Origin of the sequence: Acinetobacter sp. HR7 (assembly GCF_000773685.1) — a bacterium.
Classification (GTDB): Bacteria; Pseudomonadota; Gammaproteobacteria; order Pseudomonadales; family Moraxellaceae; genus Acinetobacter; species Acinetobacter thermotolerans.
Genome location: NZ_JPQO01000185.1, coordinates 1 through 20,113 on the forward strand (window position 1 = coordinate 1; position 20,113 = coordinate 20,113).

At 42.6% G+C, this 20,113-nt stretch carries 21 protein-coding genes; 2 read left to right on the forward strand and 19 right to left on the reverse strand.

Annotated features, from left to right (window positions below):
* Positions 1-46: 46 nt before the first annotated feature.
* Complete coding sequence (locus GW12_RS10295; protein ID WP_052127910.1) at positions 47-499, reverse strand: glycosyltransferase family 25 protein; 453 nt, start codon at positions 497-499, stop codon at positions 47-49.
* A 79-nt stretch (positions 500-578) separates the two neighbouring features.
* Between GW12_RS10295 and GW12_RS10300 the strand changes: the two genes are divergently transcribed.
* Positions 579-1,463 (forward strand): hypothetical protein, encoded by an 885-nt coding sequence (locus GW12_RS10300; protein ID WP_034587191.1) that lies wholly within the window; start codon positions 579-581, stop codon positions 1,461-1,463.
* A gap of 4 nt (positions 1,464-1,467) precedes the next feature.
* Here GW12_RS10300 and GW12_RS10305 read toward each other — a convergent pair whose 3' ends face one another.
* The 18 genes from GW12_RS10305 to mazG form a co-directional block, all read right to left on the reverse strand.
* Complete coding sequence (locus tag GW12_RS10305; protein WP_034587192.1) at positions 1,468-2,502, reverse strand: glycosyltransferase; 1,035 nt, start codon at positions 2,500-2,502, stop codon at positions 1,468-1,470.
* Positions 2,502-3,269, reverse strand: a complete 768-nt coding sequence (locus GW12_RS10310) for a glycosyltransferase family 2 protein (RefSeq protein ID WP_034587193.1) — start codon at positions 3,267-3,269, stop codon at positions 2,502-2,504. Before GW12_RS10310 ends, GW12_RS10305 begins: the two co-directional genes overlap by 1 nt.
* The gene (locus tag GW12_RS10315) at positions 3,266-4,018 is read right to left on the reverse strand and encodes a polysaccharide deacetylase family protein (RefSeq protein ID WP_034587194.1); all 753 of its coding nucleotides are present in this window, start codon (positions 4,016-4,018) and stop codon (positions 3,266-3,268) included. Before GW12_RS10315 ends, GW12_RS10310 begins: the two co-directional genes overlap by 4 nt.
* Positions 4,018-5,046: a glycosyltransferase gene (locus GW12_RS10320; RefSeq protein WP_034587195.1), complete on the reverse strand. Its 1,029-nt coding sequence runs from the start codon at positions 5,044-5,046 to the stop codon at positions 4,018-4,020. Before GW12_RS10320 ends, GW12_RS10315 begins: the two co-directional genes overlap by 1 nt.
* 12 nt (positions 5,047-5,058) lie before the next feature.
* The gene (locus GW12_RS10325; protein WP_034587196.1) at positions 5,059-5,937 is read right to left on the reverse strand and encodes a mitochondrial fission ELM1 family protein; all 879 of its coding nucleotides are present in this window, start codon (positions 5,935-5,937) and stop codon (positions 5,059-5,061) included.
* A 23-nt stretch (positions 5,938-5,960) separates the two neighbouring features.
* The gene (locus GW12_RS10330; RefSeq protein WP_034587198.1) at positions 5,961-6,713 is read right to left on the reverse strand and encodes a GT-D fold domain-containing glycosyltransferase; all 753 of its coding nucleotides are present in this window, start codon (positions 6,711-6,713) and stop codon (positions 5,961-5,963) included.
* A gap of 128 nt (positions 6,714-6,841) precedes the next feature.
* A complete protein-coding gene (locus tag GW12_RS10335; RefSeq protein WP_034587200.1) occupies positions 6,842-7,768 on the reverse strand; it encodes a branched-chain amino acid transaminase in 927 nt (308 codons plus the stop codon).
* A 24-nt stretch (positions 7,769-7,792) separates the two neighbouring features.
* Positions 7,793-10,543 carry a bifunctional [glutamate--ammonia ligase]-adenylyl-L-tyrosine phosphorylase/[glutamate--ammonia-ligase] adenylyltransferase gene (gene glnE / locus GW12_RS10340; RefSeq protein WP_034587202.1) on the reverse strand — a complete coding sequence of 917 codons (2,751 nt, stop codon included), beginning with the start codon at positions 10,541-10,543 and terminating at the stop codon, positions 7,793-7,795.
* 76 nt (positions 10,544-10,619) lie between these two features.
* Positions 10,620-11,897, reverse strand: a complete 1,278-nt coding sequence (locus GW12_RS10345) for a sensor histidine kinase KdpD (protein WP_034587203.1) — start codon at positions 11,895-11,897, stop codon at positions 10,620-10,622.
* Positions 11,898-12,562: 665 nt separating this feature from the next.
* Positions 12,563-13,096 (reverse strand): ribosome biogenesis factor YjgA, encoded by a 534-nt coding sequence (gene yjgA, locus GW12_RS10350; RefSeq protein ID WP_034587205.1) that lies wholly within the window; start codon positions 13,094-13,096, stop codon positions 12,563-12,565.
* A gap of 2 nt (positions 13,097-13,098) precedes the next feature.
* On the reverse strand, positions 13,099-13,368 hold the full coding sequence (locus GW12_RS10355) for an HPr family phosphocarrier protein (RefSeq protein WP_034587207.1): 270 nt from the start codon (positions 13,366-13,368) through the stop codon (positions 13,099-13,101).
* Positions 13,365-14,216: an RNase adapter RapZ gene (rapZ, locus tag GW12_RS10360; protein WP_034587209.1), complete on the reverse strand. Its 852-nt coding sequence runs from the start codon at positions 14,214-14,216 to the stop codon at positions 13,365-13,367. Before rapZ ends, GW12_RS10355 begins: the two co-directional genes overlap by 4 nt.
* Before the next feature lie 21 nt (positions 14,217-14,237).
* On the reverse strand, positions 14,238-15,083 hold the full coding sequence (gene panC / locus GW12_RS10365) for a pantoate--beta-alanine ligase (protein ID WP_034587211.1): 846 nt from the start codon (positions 15,081-15,083) through the stop codon (positions 14,238-14,240).
* A gap of 1 nt (position 15,084) precedes the next feature.
* Complete coding sequence (gene panB / locus GW12_RS10370) at positions 15,085-15,894, reverse strand: 3-methyl-2-oxobutanoate hydroxymethyltransferase (protein WP_034587214.1); 810 nt, start codon at positions 15,892-15,894, stop codon at positions 15,085-15,087.
* Between the two features lie 54 nt (positions 15,895-15,948).
* The gene (folK, locus tag GW12_RS10375; RefSeq protein WP_034587216.1) at positions 15,949-16,434 is read right to left on the reverse strand and encodes a 2-amino-4-hydroxy-6-hydroxymethyldihydropteridine diphosphokinase; all 486 of its coding nucleotides are present in this window, start codon (positions 16,432-16,434) and stop codon (positions 15,949-15,951) included.
* On the reverse strand, positions 16,431-17,900 hold the full coding sequence (pcnB, locus tag GW12_RS10380) for a polynucleotide adenylyltransferase PcnB (protein ID WP_034587218.1): 1,470 nt from the start codon (positions 17,898-17,900) through the stop codon (positions 16,431-16,433). The genes folK and pcnB overlap by 4 nt, the downstream gene beginning before the upstream one ends.
* A gap of 136 nt (positions 17,901-18,036) precedes the next feature.
* The gene (locus GW12_RS10385; protein WP_034587220.1) at positions 18,037-18,465 is read right to left on the reverse strand and encodes a ComEA family DNA-binding protein; all 429 of its coding nucleotides are present in this window, start codon (positions 18,463-18,465) and stop codon (positions 18,037-18,039) included.
* Positions 18,422-19,237: a nucleoside triphosphate pyrophosphohydrolase gene (gene mazG / locus GW12_RS10390; protein WP_034587258.1), complete on the reverse strand. Its 816-nt coding sequence runs from the start codon at positions 19,235-19,237 to the stop codon at positions 18,422-18,424. The genes GW12_RS10385 and mazG overlap by 44 nt, the downstream gene beginning before the upstream one ends.
* A 102-nt stretch (positions 19,238-19,339) precedes the next feature.
* On the opposite strand from mazG, the gene GW12_RS10395 reads away from it, so the two are divergent.
* Positions 19,340-20,113, forward strand: coding sequence for an SDR family oxidoreductase (locus GW12_RS10395; RefSeq protein ID WP_034587221.1), 774 nt, complete (start codon positions 19,340-19,342; stop codon positions 20,111-20,113).

The window sequence follows — 20,113 nt, forward strand, 5'->3', positions numbered from 1 at the left end:
TGCGAGTTGAAAAAGTCTAATGATTCTATGAATACACCTAACTTTTTCAACTAACTACAAATGTGTCGCACTTGGGATTTGAATCTGCGTCTTTAATGTCCCCACGCACTTTACGGCATTCCTTCATTTGAATACCGCCAATGCTAAATAAAAATTGAGGCGAAAGTTGCATTTGTTTTAATTGTTGTTCTAATAGATCAGCAGAAAAATCATTTGGTAAAATTGCATCATCTTCTAAAATAAGTGCAAAATCTTCACTAGAATCAAGGAATTTCCTCATAGCTTCAAGATGAGAAAGCGTACATCCAACCATACTTGGTGAAAGTGGTCGTGATCTTCCTTTTACCCCTAATTCAAAATATTCCTTCGCAGATAAATCACCACCTTTGACCCCTACTTTTTCAAAAGTTAGATTATCTTTTTGAAAAAAAGGTTGGTTTAAAAACTTATTCAGCCTTGCTGAATTTTCTTCTTCAATACTGATGATGAAAGTTTTCATAAAATATACCACTTTTATCCCGTGCAAATCATATCTAATGTAGAATTAGATAGATAGTCTTATGTCCACACCCTGCTTTATGATGCGTACAATTTTAAAGAAATGGTATAAATTTCAACAAAACCAACAAGCCAAAAAATTTGATTCTCATTGGTACATGCGCTTTGGTTGGCTCAATCAAGCAATCAACAATCAAGAGCAACTACAATCTCTTTTTGAAATTCACTCACCTCGAAAATTTACCTTTGCAGACTGTTTCTATGCCAAAGAAAACAACCGACATTTTATCTTCTTCGAAGAAGTTGATGATGTACATCCCGTTGGCTTTCTGTCTGTCATCGAAGTATTTAAAGATGGAAGCTATACAGAACCGAAAAACATTTTAAAACTCGATTATCATCTTTCTTATCCATGTGTGTTTAAAATCGAAAATGATTGGTACATGATTCCTGAAACCAGCACCAATAAAACGATTGAATTATGGAAATGTACAAAGTTCCCATTAAAATGGCAAAAACATTCCACTCTTTTTGAAAATATTGAAGCTGTTGATACCACGCCATTTCAGCATGAAGGGATGTGGTATTTATTTACATCTACACGTCGAAACTGTAAAAAATTCGGGGATCGTTTAGATCTCTTCTACACCGAAGACATCTTAAATCCTGAATGGAAAGAACATCCTCAAAACCCTGTCTGCAAAGGTCACCAACAATTTAGAATGGCAGGAAAACCTTTTCTCTTTAACGGAAAACTTGTACGACCAAGCCAAGATTCACTAAAACGCTATGGTGGTAATATCGAGTTAAAAGAAATTCTTGAACTCAGTCCAACTGCATACAAGGAACAACTTTTGGAAATCATCCTCCCTACATGGCATGATCAGGATGATGGCTGTCATACCATCAATGCAGAAAATGATTTTGTAGTACTCGATGCAATCCGCCTTTCACCCAAAAAATAAGCTCTTACTTTGACAGCAAATGCTCATAAACCTTGAGTGTTTGCTGTGTCATCGCTTGAACAGTTAATTCAGCTTTAGCACGTGCAAATAATGGCCCAAGATCCGCCAAAGCTTGCACTGATAAAGCATTTTGAATGGCGTGTTGTAATTCTTTTGAGTTTCCAACTTCCGCAAGATAAGCTCTCGGTAGCCATTCAACTACCCCATTGACTTGTGTAGATGCCATGGTCTTATCTGCTTGTAGTGCTTCTACCATCACCAATGGGAACCCTTCACGATCCGAAGACAGCACCACAGCATCCGCTAGTTGAATTAAATCACGTGCATCTTTTCTAAAACCAAGAAAAGCGACTTGGTTTTGCATGTGCTGTTGCTCCACTTGTGCTTCCAAACTTGCACGCAAGGAGCCATCTCCAACGATCCAAAGATTAGCATCTACACCCTGCATTGCTTGCAACAACAAACTAATATTTTTTACAGGTTCTAAACGACCAATACACATCACTGTTTTTTTAGAAATATCCAATGTTTTGTGATGTGCATAAATCTCTGATTGCAGTTGTTGCTTGTGTTCTAAGCTCAGTGCCGGTTGTGGATGAACTCCGTTATAAATCACATGTGTTTTATCTTGAGGAATACCTTGCGTTAATGCTCGGCTCACCGCAATGACAGCATCTCCTGCCGCATAAATTGCTTTATTTTTTTTGGTTCCATGCACCGTTGTTACATAGTGAATAGGCTTTAACAAAGAACGAATTTTACTGATTAATTCGGCGGCTTTACCTGCTTGTGCATGTACAATGTCTGGTTGAATCTGATTAATCAGCGTTTTTAATTGCCAAAGTAAAAAAATATTCCAACGACTACGCGCAAAATCCACAGCATGAAAATGCACACGTTCATGAAATTTATCTACGTAGCATGGATGCGCAATGATGTGTACTTCATGTTGCAAAGACATTTCATTAGCCAAATTGAAGGTATGTTGCTCTAGACCACCCACACCTCCACTCGTCGCCAAAACTTGGACAATTCTCATCATTTATCCTGTTCTTTTTTGGCATTTTGGTATTGTTCAAATAATTTAGCTTCTTTTAAAAAAGCATAAAATGCATTGATCATGCTGTTTACAAAGCCACGCCAGCCATTCAAGCAACTACGGCGGATAAAATAAGATTTTAAGAAGGTTACAGGCATAACCAAACTCAATTTTAATAAGCTTGGCTTTTTGCCTTTTTGAAATTTTTCAGCAGCTTTTAAATTGGAATATTGGTTATTTTTTTCAACTTTGACAAAAATGCTCGATTCGCCATAGTGATAAATATCACCTTCTGCACGAACACTTTGCCCATCAATAATCACATTCTCATGGACTTTATTTTCTAAATCATAATGCCCTTTCGACTTTCGAAAAAAACGTACTTTGGCATGCTTTTTCGTATGCTTACTGTTAGGCACACCTAAAAACACATCATTAATCGGAGTAATAAGCGCATCTATTTGATCTGCTTTAATGGTCTGTTCTATCTCAGCTTTTAATTCGGGCGACAAAACTTCATCGCCATCTAAATTCAATACCCAATCTTGATGACATTGCGACAATGCAAGGCTTTTCTGAGCCGCATAACCTAGCCAGTCTTGATGTGCAATGCGTGTATTTGAGAATGATTTAGCGATTGCATAAGTATCATCTGTACTACCCGAATCAAGAATCACCACCTCAGTAAAGTCTTTGACACTTTCAAGTGTATCCTGTAACCACGCACCACAATTAAGCGTCACAATATAAACACTGCAAGGAATCATAATTTATAGCGTCCTTTGGCTAAAGCGATACGCATTTGTAAGGCATTCATCGCCCCATGTGTACTTACGCGTGGAATATTAAATTGGTTATCAATTGTATAGGCTTCGACTTTCTTGCGTGTGGATACTGCATTTTTAAAGCCTATGTCTTTTGCCATTTGTTGGTGCCTTTCATTAAAACGCCCAAATGGATAGGCAAAACTTGGGCATTTCCCAACCAGTGCTTCCACATCTAGTTTCGATGCTTGCATTTCTGCAAAGGCATCTTCATCTGTGAGTTTTAATAAATTCACGTGATGTTGGGTATGTGCGCCAAATTCAATCACACCTGAATTCGCCATTTCCTGAATCTGTTCAGAATTTAATTTTTCAATACCTTCAATTTGCGTTGCAAGATAAATGGTTGCTTTGGCATTATATTTTTTGAGTAATGGATATGCATATTGATAGTTATCTAGAAAGCCATCATCAAAAGATAATGCAAAGACATTATTTTGACCTTGGTACTGATCTAATTCAGATACAAAACAAAAAATTGCTTTTTTCTTCACCAAATACTGCAAAAGTTGTTCAAATTTTGCAGGCGGCATATTCATACCGGACGCATCTGCATGAGGGGTAACCTGATGCAACATCACGACACGTGGTAAATTAGCACTGCGAAACGGCAGCCAAAAAGTATAATTACCCAATAGATAAAGTATGGCAGCAAAGAGAACCAAACCCACCAAAATGTATAGTATCCACATTAAGCATATACCTCATGTGACCATTCATAGTTATCAGATAATGGCTGATCAAAAGTGACTTCAATCATAAACTGCGTAATTCTCTTTGCGTTATAATTGTTACGGGTCTTATTCCAACCCGCTGTAGCAATCATTTTAGCTTGTTCAGGATGATCAGCATAATATTTAATTTTAGCCGCGAGATCATTTTGATCTTCAAAGTAAACAATCTCATTTTCAGTATAGAGTTTTTCAAACCCAGGTATCCGCGGACTAAAGGTAAGCAAGCCATTTCCTGTAAGCTGGACAATCCGGTCAGAGCTATATAAAGTCACATCATTTCTGCGTGAATAGTTCAACCCCATTCGCGATTCAGATAAGACTTTATAATACCCTTTGCCATAAACACCTGGTTGTTCAAAACAACCATAATATTGATAGTGCACCTGATTTTTCTTTAGCGTATCGGCTAAATCTGTTAAAAACTTCTCGCGCACAGGTTCTTTATACACCACGCCACAGAAAATGAATTCCTTATCCGCTGTGTTAGATTCAAATTGTTTTAACACCTCGACATTACGATGTCCAATATTTGGCATATAGGCCACTTTTAGATGGGGCAGCTTTAATTTTTGCAGGTATTCACCACCCGTTGTACAGAAAATAGCATCTAAATATGGAGAAAAATTACGTATAAAGCCTAACTTCTGCTCCAGATAAAGTGGATCCACATACCAAAATGCAATCTTTGTTCTGGGGAATTGTTGTTTGATTTCTTTAAGAACATGAGGACTCATCAAGTCGCTATGCCCGACTAAGACCATATCGGGCTCGATGTTATTCACAATCTTAAGTATTTCTTTATTTGCCCAATTTGCACCTAATTTTTTAGTTTTTAAAATGGTACCCATACGAGCCATATCACGAAAGCTAAAGTCATAAACAAAGTGTCCATTTTCAATCAGTCCTGCGGAAATTTTCCGGTCAGTACAATAAAAATGTGCACCCTGTTTATTAAATCCAAAATTCGCGATATGTAAAATTTTCATATAAAAACAACTCTATGTTTTCAATAATAATTGAGCAACTCGTGTTGCTTCATTTAAAGATAGATTCAGTAAACCTAAGACTTGTTGTTCGGTACACTGTTCAATCAACTGATCTAGCAAATGCGTAATTCTATCATCTTTCACCCGATCAATCTCAATCACGCCCACCTTACATCCTGCGGTTAAAGCTTCATAAATCATCGAGACACTATCTTCTGTCACCCAAACCACTTCGGCTTTCTGCATTTCTTCAAAAATCCAGCCTTGTGGTGTTTCTTCAACTGGAAAAATTTGAAGTGCTGATGAAAATGGTGCTTCTTTTAAGGTAGGCAAAAATTCAGATGGGGTTCGACGTGAAGTTGTTAAGACAATATCTGCATCATGGTTATTTTCGACAATCTGCTGAATTGCAGATAAAACTTTCTGCTCATTCCATTGATGGCGTTTAGATGAACCACCTAGTGCAATCAAAATACGTTTTTTCTGATGTCGTCTTTCATTTATAATGGGATTCAAAGCACCTTGGGTCAAAATTACATTGCATTTTTCAGGTACACCATCATGTGCAGGAATAATGACATGATTAAACCAAGCAAAAGGCAAATTGGGCTTCATCAAAATTACAGTTTTCGCTTCTGGAAAAACTTTGCCTAAAAGCAAAACACGAAGCTGAGTATGACTCCCTACACCAAATATGTAATCAGGTGTATTCTTTATAGCTATATGCTGATTTTTTCCAAACGAGAAAAAAAGTCTGACTACTGGAAGCTTTTCAAGAGAAACTTCTTCAAAGGTCACATTAGTTTCGGATTGCCTTTGCATGGCTTTATACAAACCCAAAGCCTGCGATCGGTGCCCTGCTTTTCCATCACTAATATAAACGATATGCATTGAAGCTTCTCCAATAGAATATTTTATTGGAAGTATACTGATTCCATTTGAATAGCTTCATCATATGAGCTTGTGATGTGGCCTATATCTAGCGCCTGATACCCCATATCCGAAAACCGTTTTGCCAAGACTGTACCTGTAGGTCCAAGTGCAATTAAAATCAAAGTGTTTTTGTCTGTTACCTTCTGAACATTATTGACCACTCTACTAACATCTGAATATGCATTTTTTGCAACAGAGTAAATCACTTGTCTTTCTGAGGCATTATCAAATAGGTGATGTTCTAAATTCAATCGTGATCCTTCGCCTGTAATTAAAATAATTTTTTTATGATTCCAAATTGACTTCCACATTTCAATGGCTTTGTCAGGATACATAATAAAAAAATCTGGGCGCGTCACCATTGAATGACCATAATGACGGTTAAAATTAAGTTTATTTTTTAAATCATTCCACCGCACATACCAAAACTTTAGCCACCAATTTTTTTCATAGTCATTACATGCCTTTAATATTGTTGGTAAACAAACCAATAAACTCTCATCATCGTTTCTTAAAATATTTACTAGTTCAGCAGCTAATTCTGGATCCGCTTTTTGAAAATCAATATCGTCACCATCGATTAGAGTAATTTCACCATCACCAAAACGTGCTAAAGATTTGCCTTTTTCAACCTGCTCTAGCGTTTCTATCATGCTATATAACAATTGATCTTCAAAATCTTGTAAATCTTTTTTATTTTCAGATAGCCAACGTTTTTTGTTGAATTTGAACATCCTTTTTTTCATACGTAGATTAAACCTACGCATAGCTGACTTAAACACTATTAAATACCTATAAAAAGTTTCATTTTATACAAAAAAGGCGAAACACATGTTTCGCCTTTCATCTTAACCGATTTGACTTATTTTACGTAAGTTAACCAGTGTGCATATTTAGGGTCTTTACCCTGAACTGCATCAAAATAAGCTTTCTGGATTTGAGTGGTGATTGGACCACGTACACCTTCGCCAATTTGACGGTCATCGTATTCACAGATTGGCGTCACTTCTGCAGCAGTACCTGTAAAGAATGCTTCATCCGCAATGTAGAATTCATCACGAGTAATACGGCGTTCAACCACTTCATAACCAAGGTTTTTAGCAATGGTAATAATTGATTGACGAGTAATACCGTCCAGTGCACCACCCGCAATATCAGGAGTATGAATCACACCATCACGTACCAAGAATACGTTTTCACCAGAACCTTGGCACACATAACCTTGTGGATCTAGCAGCATTGCTTCGTCATAACCCGCCTGTGCTACTTCTTGGTGTGCCAAAATAGATAGTGTGTAGTTACCAGAAGCTTTGGCTTTACACATAGTCACGTTTGGATGGTGATGCGTAAATGATGAAGTTTTTACGCGAATACCTTTCGCCATCGCATCTTCACCCAGGTAAGCACCCCAGCTCCATGCAGCAACCACTGCATGAATGGTATTATCAGTTGCAGCAATACCCAATTTTTCAGAACCAATAAAAATAATTGGACGGATATAGCAAGATGCTAACTTGTTTTCACGAACGACATCAATTTGAGCTTGTTCTAATGCTGCATGATCAAATGGAACTTTCATTTGATAAATCTTTGCAGAATTAAGTAAACGTTTGGTGTGTTCTTTCAGACGAAAAATAGCCGTGCCATTCGGGGTTTCATAAGCACGGACACCCTCGAACACGCCCATGCTGTAGTGCAAGGTATGTGTTAATACGTGAGTTTTCGCCTCACGCCAGTCTACGAGTTGTCCGTCTTGCCAAATGAAACCATCACGATCAGCCAAATTCATGCCACAAACTCCAATTTTTCACAATTATTCACTATCCAGTGCAAATACTGCACTTGGATCAATCAGTCTTTGCCATAACTTGCAAACGGTCTTTCGGGTATCGTGCCAGTCGCTTGCAGACACTTGCATGGATTGATTTGCAAGGGCTAAACGATGGCTCTCAGCGCGTTCACGGAGATAAGCTTGAATCAGAGCAGTCGCATCGTCGCTGGATAAGCAACCTGATTTTGCGGCATCCTCAAGGATTCTTACGTTGTCAGAGTAATGAGCGAGATCTTTATTCGCCCCACTCCAAGCCAATACTGCATACTGTGCCATAAATTCGATATCTACGATACCACCTGCGTCCTGTTTTAAATGAAAAATCCCATCTTTTTTCTGCTCTTTTGAAGAACCCAGATGGTCTTTCATTTTCTGGCGCATTTTCAGTACTTCTTCACGTACATGATTGATATCCCGTTTCTGGGTCAATACATCACAGCGCAAAGTTTCGAATTTCTGGCGTAGCTGCAGATCTCCTGCAATCGAGCGAGCACGTACCAAGGCCTGATGTTCCCATAGCCAAGCGCTCTTAAACTGATAATGTTCAAATGCTTTTAGACTAGTGACCAGCAGACCTGCTTCTCCAGATGGACGCAGACGCGTATCAATCTCATAAACACGTCCATCCAGGGTTTGCGTCGTCATCAATGACATGAATTTTTGTGCCACACGCATGGCAAATTCAAAACCACTGATCGGCTTCTGGCCATCCGTATCCGCCTGTTCATCCATATAATGAATAAACACTAAGTCTAGGTCCGAACCATACCCGAGTTCGATTCCTCCTACTTTACCATATCCGATCACCACAAAGGCAGTGTGATCGATCGAACAACGCAGCCCTTCAGCATCCAGCGGGAAACCATGCCTTTTCGCCACAATCTGATAAGCCAGATGCAGTGCGGCATTCACAGAAACTTCAGCAATCTCAGTAAGGGCATCGGAGACTTTCATTAATGGGCTTTCCGCCAGCACATCACTGGCAGCAACTGCCAAGACATTGGATTTTTTAAACAGGCGCAGAATCCGCATCTGGTCTTCGACCTGATCAATCTCGATACGCAGCAACTGCTGACGTAATGAATCTTCCAGATCCTTACGCTTTGGCAGCTCAAAATCCATCGACAGGAATTCATCCAGCAGGACTGGATAATGGGTCAACTCTTCACAAATCCATGGACTCACTGTCGCCATTTTGACCAGACGTTGCAATGCGCCTTTGCTTTCAATCAGCATCACCAGATAGACCGTACGACGCAGTACCGACTCTACTAATGGCATCAAACGAATCAGGGCAGTCTGTGGCTGATCAGATTGTAAAATCGCTTCAATTAGATAAGGCCAGAAAGTCTTCAGGCGCTGCATGGCTTTGACCGGCAGTTTTTTCAGGGTATTACTGTTCCAGAATTCATGCACCAGATTGCGCGAATCTTCATCCAATACCTGATTCAGTTGCTGTTCCAGCTGGGAAAAATTGGAGACCTGGGTTTCCGGGCCACTTTCCTTGATCAAATGTTCAAACTGATAAATGACCTTGGCACGCTTCTGGTTCAATACCTGCATGAAGTCATCCCAACTAGAAAAACCGAGCGTATCGACAATGCGCTGACGTGGCTCATCTTCTGTTGGCAAAGACTGGGTCTGCTGGTCATTCAGCGCCTGAATGGCATGCTCAACCCGGCGCAGGAATAGGTAAGCATCTTCCAGGTCGTCTACCGCCTGTGCATCCAGCAGCTCCGCATTGACCAGATGTCGTAAGCTGACTAAACACTGCCTATCCTGCAATTCCAGCTTGGAACCACCATAAATCAGCTGAAAGACCTGAACGATAAACTCAACTTCACGGATCCCGCCAGCGCCGAGCTTGATATCATCTTCAATATTGCGGCGCTGTACTTCACGCTGGATCATGGCTTTCATTTCACGCATGGCAGCGAAAGCGCTGTAATCCACATAGCGACGGAACACGAAAGGACGGGTCATTTCCAATAGGTCATGCCCTTCTCGACTTGGATTGACGATCCGCGCCTTGATCCAGGCATAGCGTTCCCATTCACGGCCGTGCTGGCTCAGGTATTTTTCTAGCGCCATATGGCTGATCACCAGTGGAGAGCCATCGCCCCACGGACGTAAACGCATATCCACACGGAACACAAAACCATCTGCCGTAATATGATCCAGCAGATAAATCAGTTTCTGCCCCCAAAGAATACAGAACTCTTGCACATCAATACATTTACGACCATCGGTTTCCCCCTGCTCATCAAAAGCAAAGATCAAGTCGATATCGCTGGATAAATTCAGTTCCTGCGCACCCAGCTTGCCCATGGCAATGACAATGAGGTCTTGCACCTTGCCGTTATAGCCAATCGGTTGGCCATATTTTTCTACCAGAGGAATCCGGGCAAAATCTTTCGCTGCACAAATAGCTGCATCGGCAAAATCAGACAGCTCCTTTGTCAGAGTCATCACTTCAATCATCTGGTTGGCATCCTGCCAGATCCAGCGGAACATCAGACGGTCACGCAGAATGCGTAGCGCACTCATCCATTCGGCTTCATCACTCAGACCTGCCAAAGTTTCCGTGACATATTGATTAATTTGTTCAGTACTGAGTCCACCCTGAAAATGATCAACCGCATAATCCTGTTCCAGCAAAGCCACATATTTGGACAATACCTGTTCAGCATATTGGCTTGCCCTTAAGGTTTTCTGCAATTGTGCTTGATTCATTTTCAGTCCAGTCCCCTGTCATATTTTTTCTAGTTATAACAGGAGACTGACTGGACTGGGAATGCTTGGAGAGAAATTAATTCTGTACTTTTTGAACGGCAGCAGGTTCAGGTACGGCCAAAGCCTGATGTTCATTAGTCGCTTTCGGGAGTAATACTGTGAATGTGGTACCCTGACCTTCCTTAGAATCAACATAAATCTGACCATGGTTCAGATCCACAAAGCGCTTACACAGGACCAGACCAAGACCTGCACCTTTTTCTTCCGCGGTACCTTTAACGCTCACCACCAGATCTGGCTTGAACAGATTCTTCATCTGTTCCTCAGTCATGCCTAGGCCGGTATCCTGCACCTGGATTCTCACCAGTTCATCTTCAGCTTCGGCGTACAAAATGACTTGCCCTTCCTGATTGGTCGGGGTGAATTTCAGCGCGTTGGAGACCAAGTTTTGCAACACCGAGGTAATCATATTGATATCGGCATTGACTTTAACTCCTTCAGGAATCCGATCGATCAAGGCAATTTTCTTGTTCAAGGCCAGACTTTTTAGTACGTCACAGACAATTTTACTGGACTGCTTTAACTCAAAATTAATTGGATGATAGACAAAGCGTCCACCTTCAGCCATCGCCCATGTCAGCAGACTTTCCAGTAGATTATAGGTCGATTTTGCATTGTCATATAAGTATTCCGTAATACTCTGAATACTGGATTCATCCAATGTATCCCGCTCTTCTGCCAACACTTCAGAAAACCCAAGCAGGCCATGGAATGGTGCACGTAAATCATGTGCGATGATCTGGAAGAACTTGGTCTTGCTGAAATTCATCGCACATTGCTGTTCGTATAATTCTTTTAGTTCATTATAGTCTTCATGCAGGCGAATCAAGCCAACCAGTCCATCAGCAAACTCTTGCACCAGATTGATGTCTTCTGCTTCAAAAGCATCCTGTTGGTCATCAAAAAAAACTACATGGCCAATTGAATGGGTTTCATTGACTTTGAGATTAAAAGAAATGAAACGCTGATGTTCGACCCCATGAGTCCGCAAATATTCTGACATCTCGGCATAGACGGGATGTGTGCGATCCAGATAGATGTCATTTTGCAGATAGTTCAGCAGATTCAAATCTGGCGGTGTTTCAAAACCCCAAAAGCCAGTGTTAGTGGTATACCAGATATAAGGCTCTTTATGAAAACCCAGCAGGCATTTATCTACCTTGAGCAACCGACGTGCGACCTTAGAAAAAGTATGAATCAGGTTATTACTAGTATGGACACCCAAAATCAGAGACAGGCGGCACGAGCTGAGCTGTTCAGTATTTTGACCTATCTCCAAAAGGTTAAGCTTCATCTCTGCCTCACATGGTTTTTTTTATTCGACCAAATTTATACAATCAATAACAAAGTATTTATATTGTCTCAACGACATAATCTGACATCAAGACCAAGTTATTAGCTTACATTTAACTACGTATCAGCGTGTTTTTTCTTTAAAAATTGTAAAACAAGTTTGAAATTACCTGTTATTTGTAAACTAACGAGCATGTCCACATCATGATTATTTTTTGTACCACAGCAGCATGATAAGCACTAGCTCAGCATGTATCATTTATTCTATAGTTCTAACTAAAACCGCTAAAATGGCGGATTTAAAACACTATTTATAAAATCAGCCTTATAATTCACTTTTCAACGCTATTTTGATTTTCTCCAATTTTTTCTTTTAAATGATTGTTCACTTTAAATAAATTCTGAAATTAATGTATTTTGTTCTGTGTGTATTTCTTGTAAAGAACAGAGCAACTGAGTGGCAAAATCTACCAATTTCTTGGAGACTGGTCGGAATTTAAGTTTCTTTATTTGTAAACAGCCGCTACAGGTCTCTTCAACCGCTTTACTTTGTTTCGGGATATGCTTTTTAGATTGCATTAAAATTCTTTTTTCGGATCAATCTATATCTCATACCCATAAAAAAAGCGACCTCGAAAAGCCGCTTTAATATTCATCCATTTTGCATCAGTTATCTGAAATCAGCGCCACCTGCTGTACATAGTTAAACAGCTTCTGACGTGATGCTGCCAGCTCTTCTTCTGGTAACTGATTCTTGATATCGCGATGTACACGTAACACATGCTGACGCAAAGTATGACGCTCCGTCGCATTATAAATTTTGGTAAATTCATTAATCGCAGGATCACCATCTTTGATCAGACGATCTGTCCAACGTTGTAATTGTGCGGTCTTTTTCAACCCCTGTTTCGGGGTCAGATAAGACAGGATCACATTTTCATCTTCATTACGCAGAAGTTTACCAATACGCTGAAACTGGCGACGGCGTGCTTCATTGGAAGTAATGGTCTGCACATCAAGTAACGCATCAATCAGACGCTCCTCGACAGGCAAATTTTGAATTTGTTTGACGCTCAGCTCTGCAAGCTGTGCGCCTAAAGCTGCCATTCGCTGGACAGCTTTTTTCTGTTCGGTTTTACTTGCACGTCCTTCTAAAGATTCAAAGTCTTCTTCAGTAAAACTGTGCGGTCGACGTGCCACGATTAATCTGCCTCGTAAAATTTTGCTGCAAACAGTGCCTGGATTTCAGACAAGGCTTTTTCCTCATCTGCTCCATCCAGCACCAGGCGTAAAGTTGTCCCCTTCCCAGCACCCAGCATGAGCAAGGACATGATATTTTTTGCATCAACAAGCTTGTCACCCTTTCCAATCTGGATATTGGAACGAAATTTGGTAGTAACTTCAATCAGCTTGCCTGATGCACGCGCATGTAAACCCAGTTTGTTAATTACGTCAACAGTCGTATCAATCATGACCAGTGCTTCATTTCTCGGTGGAGGACTTGAACAGACCATTTTGCCTCAAGCGCTTTTTTTAGTCTATCCACAATATAAACAGAACGATGCTGACCGCCGGTACAACCAATCGACACAGTAATATAGTGACGATGCCCTTCTGCAAATGCCGGTAACCATTTGTCCAAAAAGTGGTAAATATCCAGGAACATTTCCTCAACCTGTTCACTCTGTTCCAGGAATATCTGGACGGGTTGATCCAGTCCAGAATATTTACGCAGCTCCAGATCCCAGTGCGGGTTTGGCAGATGGCGTATGTCAAACACATAATCCGCATCTAAGGGAATGCCATGCTTATAGCCAAAGGATTGTAGAATTACGATTAGGTTATCGGTCTGGCCCAGCTTGTGCAGCAAGGTATGCTTCAGGTCGTGCACACTCTTGTCTGTGGTATCAATATGCACAGTCGAACGCATCTGGATCGGTAGCAGCAACAGTTTTTCTTCTTCAATACACTGCGCCAGACTGTTAAAGCGCCCTGATAATGGATGCGGACGGCGCGAGGCACTGAAACGTGCAATCAGTTCCTGATCTTGTGTGGTCAGGTAAATCACATCCACCGTGCCATGTTTCTGTAGCTGTTCAAAGACATGATCAAACTCTTGCAGATCGGCACGGGTACTACGGACATCCACACCCAAGGCTAACTGTTCCAAGCTATTTTCCTGATCCAGCTTGGCAACAATTTCAGGCAGCAATGCTAGCGGCAAATTATCGATACAGTAATAGCCCAGATCTTCTAGCACCTGCAAAGCAGAGGATTTACCTGAACCGGATTGTCCTGTGACGATCAGTATGCGCTTCATGCACTGCGATCCTTTCTATGATTATGCAGAGTATTTTACCTGCAGATTGTCAATCAAACGAGTCTTGCCCAGTTTAGCGGCGATGAATAGCACCACATCCTGATTAAACTCATCAATTTTTTGCAGTTCTGGAGTACGTGCTTCCACGTAATCCACTACGAAACCGGCGTCGGTAAGCGTCTGACGAATACCTGCCAGTGCAGCATCCAGAGTCGCACCTTCATGCAACTGCTGTTCAGCAGCTTTCAGGCTACGGTAAATGGTCGGTGCAGTCTGACGTTCTGCTTCAGACAGGTAACCATTACGTGAACTTAAAGCCAGACCATCTTCCGCACGAGCAATTGGCACACCAATCACTTCCAGCGGAATATTCAGGTCCTGTACAAACTGACGGATTACCGCCAGCTGCTGGTAATCTTTTTCACCAAAGAAAGCATAGTTTGGCTGAACGATGTTAAACAATTTAGTCACAACGACCGCTACACCATCAAAATGGCCCGGACGTTGTAAACCACACAGGTCATTGGTGATATCCGACACGCTGATATTGGTCAGACGTGGCTTATTGCCATACATCTGTTCCACGGTTGGTGCAAAGACAATGTCACAACCCACTTCAGCCAGCAATTGCTGATCCTGGTCTAGCGTACGCGGATAGTTATCGAAGTCTTCATTTGGTCCAAACTGGATTGGATTGACGAAAATACTGACCACGACCACATCACACAGCTTACGCGCTTCACGCACCAGGTTGAGGTGACCTTGATGCAAATTACCCATGGTCGGTACAAAGCCGATGATCTTACGTGCTGAACGCGCCGGATTTAACGATGCTGCTAAACCTTGGATTGTTGTTTCTGTTTTCATCTTATAACTCAACCTGGAAGGTATGTTCAGGTGCAGGAAATGAGCCATCTAATACAGCTGCATGATAAGCCTTGAATGCATCCAGGATTGCATTGGCACCTGATTGTTCTTGCATAAAGTTACGTACAAATTTGGCAGTATGGCCGAAGTTCAGACCCAGCATGTCCTGTACCACCAGTACCTGACCATCAGTATCCGCACCGGCACCAATGCCAATCACAGGAATGTCTGGAAACAGTTCAGCCACTTCTTTACCCAGCTGTGCAGGCACACATTCCAGCAACAGTAAAGCTGCGCCAGCTTCCACCACTGCCTTACAGTCAGCAATTAGCTGATCTGCAGCCGCACGACTACGTGCCTGCAGTTTATAACCACCGAACACGTTCACAGATTGTGGAGTTAAACCTAAATGTACACAGACTGGAATACCGTTACGGGTCATGACCTGCACCGTTTCAGCCAGCCAGGCACCGCCTTCCAGCTTGACCATCTGCGCACCGGCCTGCATCACCATACGTGCACTTTGCAATGCATCATTCAAGGTGGCATAGCTCATGAATGGCAGATCCGTCAGGATAAAGGCATGCTGGTTCGCACGACACACTGCAGCGGTATGATAGGCCATATCAGCTACTGTCACCGGCAAGGTAGAATCATGCCCTTGAATCGTCATCCCCAAGGAATCTCCGATCAGAATGCTATCTACTTCGGCGATTTCCATGGCTTTGGCCATACTGGCATCGTAGCAGGTCAGGCAGGAGAATTTGCGGCCGTCCGCCTTGAATCGTCTTAAGTCACTCAGACTGATCATGAAGGTGTTCCTCTCTAAATTGAAGTTCTTGCGAACATGCCAATAACTAAAAAATTAAAGATTCGCCCAGTTGGTACGATCCAGTACCGTGAGGGTCGATTGTTTTACGATGTCCAGATGTTTTAATGCTTGTCCATTGAGCTGAAAATCAGCATTCAGATCCAGTAGTGGCAATAATACAAAATCGCGTTCCAACACACCGACATGTGGCACAGTTAAACGCTCATTTTGGATACGTTCATCCCCATAGATGAGCAGATCCAGATCTAAGGTGCGTTCCCCCCAATGACGTAGACGCACCCGGCCAGCTTCCTGCTCAAAAGCCTGTAAACGATCGAGCAGCTCCAAAGGCGTCAGATCCGTAATCAACTCTGCCACCGCATTATGATAGTTCGGCTGGTCTTGTGGCCCCATCGGTGGGCTCTGGTACAAATGAGAAACTCTTACCCACCCTAAAGTGGCTAGCTTATGTACTGCATCTGCCAGAATCTGACGAGAATCCCCGAGATTACTGCCTAAACCGATATAAGTTGTAATCATTGTGTCGGCCCAAAAACAACCTGACTTAAATCACGCTGTATACGTTTGCGTTTCAGAATGGGATGATCTGGACCGATCTCACCACTACTGCTGGCTGCAGCATGAGAAACCGGTTTAGCCGCGGCTTCCATTTTGGCCTTACGGGCACGACGGCTACGTGGTTCGGGTTCATTCACCAACGGTTCAATTTCAGCTGTTTCCTGAGCAGCCAGACGTTGTTCCAAATGCTCTTCCTGAGTAGCCTTCCGACGGCTCTTGGCACGCTGACGGTTATATTGTGCAATGGCACGTTCTTTCTCATCTGCCGTCATCTGCTGATAAGCATCCCACCAGCTGCCCATGCTTTGCGCAGTTTCATCGCCAGACTTTTCACGCAGCAACAGGAAGTCAAACCCAGCACGGAAACGTGCATGACCCGATAGAGCTTCAATCTGCTGCGGTTTTGGATTCAGCAGACGGGTTTGCATTTCCCAAACTTCACGAATAAAAGTTTCAGCAAAGCGCGGAATAATGGTACGTGTTGCCTGACGCTTTAACACATCCAGACCAGCTTGAGCACGTGCTTCGGCAGGCACTACCCCTTTGCCTAGGTAAAAATCGCAACGTTCCAGGAATGGCTTCCACAGCAACACCGCATAGAAGAATGCTGGATTGATGGTTTTACCAATTGAAATGCGCTGATCGGTATTCTTGGCAGCCAATTCAATGAATGGTGATATTTCCGGTTTAATATCCGCAAACAGCTGACGCCAAATACCAAAATCGATCAGCATTGGCAGTACGCGTTGCAGATGGCCCATGGTGAACAGCTTTTGAGACTCATCATACAAACGGTGCGGAGACACATCGCGCAGCAACTGGGTCATTTCCGGAGTAAACATGTCCAGAATCGCTGGGTCAATACTGAAGTTCAGCTTGGCTGCAAAACGTAAGGTACGCAGCATCCGCACGGGGTCTTCCTCAAAACGCAGTGCCGGATCACCTAACAGACGCAAAGTCTTATGCTTGATGTCGTCAATCGCATTACAGAAATCCAGCACGATGCCTTTGCGTGGCTGGTAATACAGCGCATTAATGGAAAAATCGCGGCGCGCAAAATCCTGCTCAATGGTACCCCAGTTATTGTCACGCAGGATCATACCCTGCGCTGAAGTCACGGCTTTTTTCGGTGGTGCACGGAAAGTCGCCACTTCGACCAGTTCTCGACCAGAATAGACATGAGCAAGCTCAAAACGACGTCCGATAATCCGGCAACGTCGTCCGAATACTTCTTTGACCTGAGCGGGAGTCGCATTAGTGACAGCATCGAAATCCTTGGGATTGAGTCCCAACATCAGATCCCGGACACCACCACCAACAATATAAGCTTCATAGCCAGCCTTGGTTAAGGCATCAATCACATCGAGGATATAAGAAGGTAATTGAGCGGTTGATAAACCACATTTTGACGCGCGCAAAGTTTGCAAAAGACGCTGTCTCCTACGTCTGAACGTAAAATTCTAAGATGACGCTAATCATATCGCTTACACGGCTAAAGGGCAATTTGATTATGTCAATCCTCAGATTATGCTTGATTGAGCTTTCACCTTAGATTCAGACTGTTTACAGCGCCAGCCGGGCCTGATTTTTGGCAAATAATGCCGGGCCAATCCCTTTCACCAACTGTATATCTTCAATACGTTTAAACTTGCCATGGGTATTGCGATATTCAATGATCGCTTCAGCTTTCTTCTGACCAATACCATGTAACTGTTGCAACTGTTCAGCCGTTGCAGAATTCAGCCTGATTTTGTCTGCATTCGAAACAGTCGACAGTGTCGGCTTGCTTAAATAATGATTGGACGGATTCATCTGCTGAGTAGACTGCTGCTGTTTTAAGCGGGCATCATGCTGTTCTTGTCTGACCTTCCAGTCAGCATAGTTTTCAGCTTGGGCAGTAGAAAAAGACAAACTACCGCCCAGTACAGATAAAATGGAGATCAGAACACTAATCAGCCTTCGGAATTTTGCCGGATAAATAATTCTTGTCATGCTTCACCTGTTGTTTTAATTCTTGTTTCGCCTGCTCCCACAGCTGATCCAGTTCAGTCAGTGACAGGTCTTCTATATTCAGGTTTTGGACTGCTGCCTGATGTTCCATCAGGGCAAATCGAGTGCGAAATTTATGAATGGTGCCAAGCAGCGCCATCTCACTCGAAATCCCAAGTTTACGACCAACATTGATCAGTGAAAATAAGCAGTCGCCAAATTCCTCCTGAATTTCGTCGGAATTTTGCCCCATCAAGGCTTGTTTAAATTCTTCCAGCTCTTCTGCAAGCTTGTCCATGGCACCTGCAACATCGGGAAAATCAAAGCCAATTTTTGCCACATTTTTCTGAATTTCATCTGCCTGTACCAGTGCCGGGGCATACTTGACTTCATCCAGTCGCGAACGTGCCTTGCCCTGTTTTTCCTTGGCTTTGATTTCTTTCCATAACACGGAGACATCTTCTGGACTGAGTTTGGAAAGCTGCTCCGCCTGAAATACATGCGGATGGCGGCGGATCAATTTATCCGTAATTGCCTGCACTACGTCCTGAAAATCAAAAGCGCCTTGCTCGCTGTACATCTGCGACTGGAATACCACCTGCAACAACAGATCACCAAGTTCATCACGCACTTCATTTGCCTTGCCAGAACGTACGGCTGCTTCAACCTCATAAGCTTCTTCAATCGCATAACGGGTCAAGGATTCCGGAGTCTGCTGCCGATCCCAAGGACATTTTGCACGTAGTTCACGCATGATGCTTAGTAATTGTTCCACCTGACAACCTCTTTCTTTGACCGGACCAGAAATCTCTTGGTCCTCAATGTTTGGTATGCTTGAAAGCAGTGAATAAAAATAACCAACATGGAGACCAATAAAATGCACAGTATCCTTATTAGTGGTGCAGCACAAGGAATTGGCGCCGCGGTTGCACGTTTATTTTGCCATCAGGGCTACAAAGTCGGCATCTATGACCTAAATACCACACTGGCTGAACAACTCGCTGCAAAGCTTGGTTCGCATGCTCGTGCAGGTTATCTGGATGTAACTCAGTATGATTCATGGCAAACGGCGTTAAATGAGTTTGAAGATTGGGCCGGGGAGATTAACATTCTGGTGAATAATGCCGGCGTGCTGTATTCCGGAAATTTTGAACAGATCCCCATAGAAGCCCACCACCGCACCATCGATATCAATATCAAGGGCATGATGAACGGCTGTCATGCTGCTTTTTCTTTTTTAAAACGTGCATCCTTTGCTAGAGTGATTAACCTATCCTCCGCTTCTGCGATTTATGGACAGGCCGATTTAGCAGTGTACTCTACCAGTAAATTTGGCGTACGCGGTCTCACGGAGAGCCTGGATATTGAATGGCAAAAATATGGTATCCGGGTGATGGATGTGATGCCACTATTTGTGCATACCGCCATGGTGCATGACATGCAGGCAGAAAGTATCAAAAAAATGGGAGTGCATCTGAATGCGGAAGATGTCGCTTTAGATATCTTAAATCTGGTGCAGCGCAAGGATCATCTGCTAACCCCGACTCACCGTCCGGTTGGTTTTAGAAGCCAGTTTTTATTCCAGCTCTCCAAAATAAGTCCTCAGTTTATCAATCGGCTTACTAATCTTTGGATTGCCCGGAAATTCTAA

Bases quoted from the DNA above. Each gene is read 5' to 3' on its own strand.
- GW12_RS10345 (WP_034587203.1), bottom strand. From the start codon at position 11,897: ATGAAGCTTAACCTTTTGGAGATAGGTCAAAATACTGAACAGCTCAGC.
- panB (WP_034587214.1), bottom strand. From the start codon at position 15,894: ATGATCAGTCTGAGTGACTTAAGACGATTCAAGGCGGACGGCCGCAAA.
- GW12_RS10310 (WP_034587193.1), bottom strand. From the start codon at position 3,269: ATGATTCCTTGCAGTGTTTATATTGTGACGCTTAATTGTGGTGCGTGG.
- panC (WP_034587211.1), bottom strand. From the start codon at position 15,083: ATGAAAACAGAAACAACAATCCAAGGTTTAGCAGCATCGTTAAATCCG.
- GW12_RS10335 (WP_034587200.1), bottom strand. From the start codon at position 7,768: ATGAATTTGGCTGATCGTGATGGTTTCATTTGGCAAGACGGACAACTC.
- GW12_RS10385 (WP_034587220.1), bottom strand. From the start codon at position 18,465: ATGACAAGAATTATTTATCCGGCAAAATTCCGAAGGCTGATTAGTGTT.
- GW12_RS10395 (WP_034587221.1), top strand. From the start codon at position 19,340: ATGCACAGTATCCTTATTAGTGGTGCAGCACAAGGAATTGGCGCCGCG.
- GW12_RS10295 (WP_052127910.1), bottom strand. From the start codon at position 499: ATGAAAACTTTCATCATCAGTATTGAAGAAGAAAATTCAGCAAGGCTG.
- folK (WP_034587216.1), bottom strand. From the start codon at position 16,434: ATGATTACAACTTATATCGGTTTAGGCAGTAATCTCGGGGATTCTCGT.
- GW12_RS10300 (WP_034587191.1), top strand. From the start codon at position 579: ATGATGCGTACAATTTTAAAGAAATGGTATAAATTTCAACAAAACCAA.
- GW12_RS10305 (WP_034587192.1), bottom strand. From the start codon at position 2,502: ATGAGAATTGTCCAAGTTTTGGCGACGAGTGGAGGTGTGGGTGGTCTA.
- GW12_RS10355 (WP_034587207.1), bottom strand. From the start codon at position 13,368: ATGATTGATACGACTGTTGACGTAATTAACAAACTGGGTTTACATGCG.
- GW12_RS10315 (WP_034587194.1), bottom strand. From the start codon at position 4,018: ATGTGGATACTATACATTTTGGTGGGTTTGGTTCTCTTTGCTGCCATA.
- glnE (WP_034587202.1), bottom strand. From the start codon at position 10,543: ATGAATCAAGCACAATTGCAGAAAACCTTAAGGGCAAGCCAATATGCT.
- GW12_RS10320 (WP_034587195.1), bottom strand. From the start codon at position 5,046: ATGAAAATTTTACATATCGCGAATTTTGGATTTAATAAACAGGGTGCA.
- GW12_RS10330 (WP_034587198.1), bottom strand. From the start codon at position 6,713: ATGTTCAAATTCAACAAAAAACGTTGGCTATCTGAAAATAAAAAAGAT.
- GW12_RS10325 (WP_034587196.1), bottom strand. From the start codon at position 5,937: ATGCATATCGTTTATATTAGTGATGGAAAAGCAGGGCACCGATCGCAG.
- rapZ (WP_034587209.1), bottom strand. From the start codon at position 14,216: ATGAAGCGCATACTGATCGTCACAGGACAATCCGGTTCAGGTAAATCC.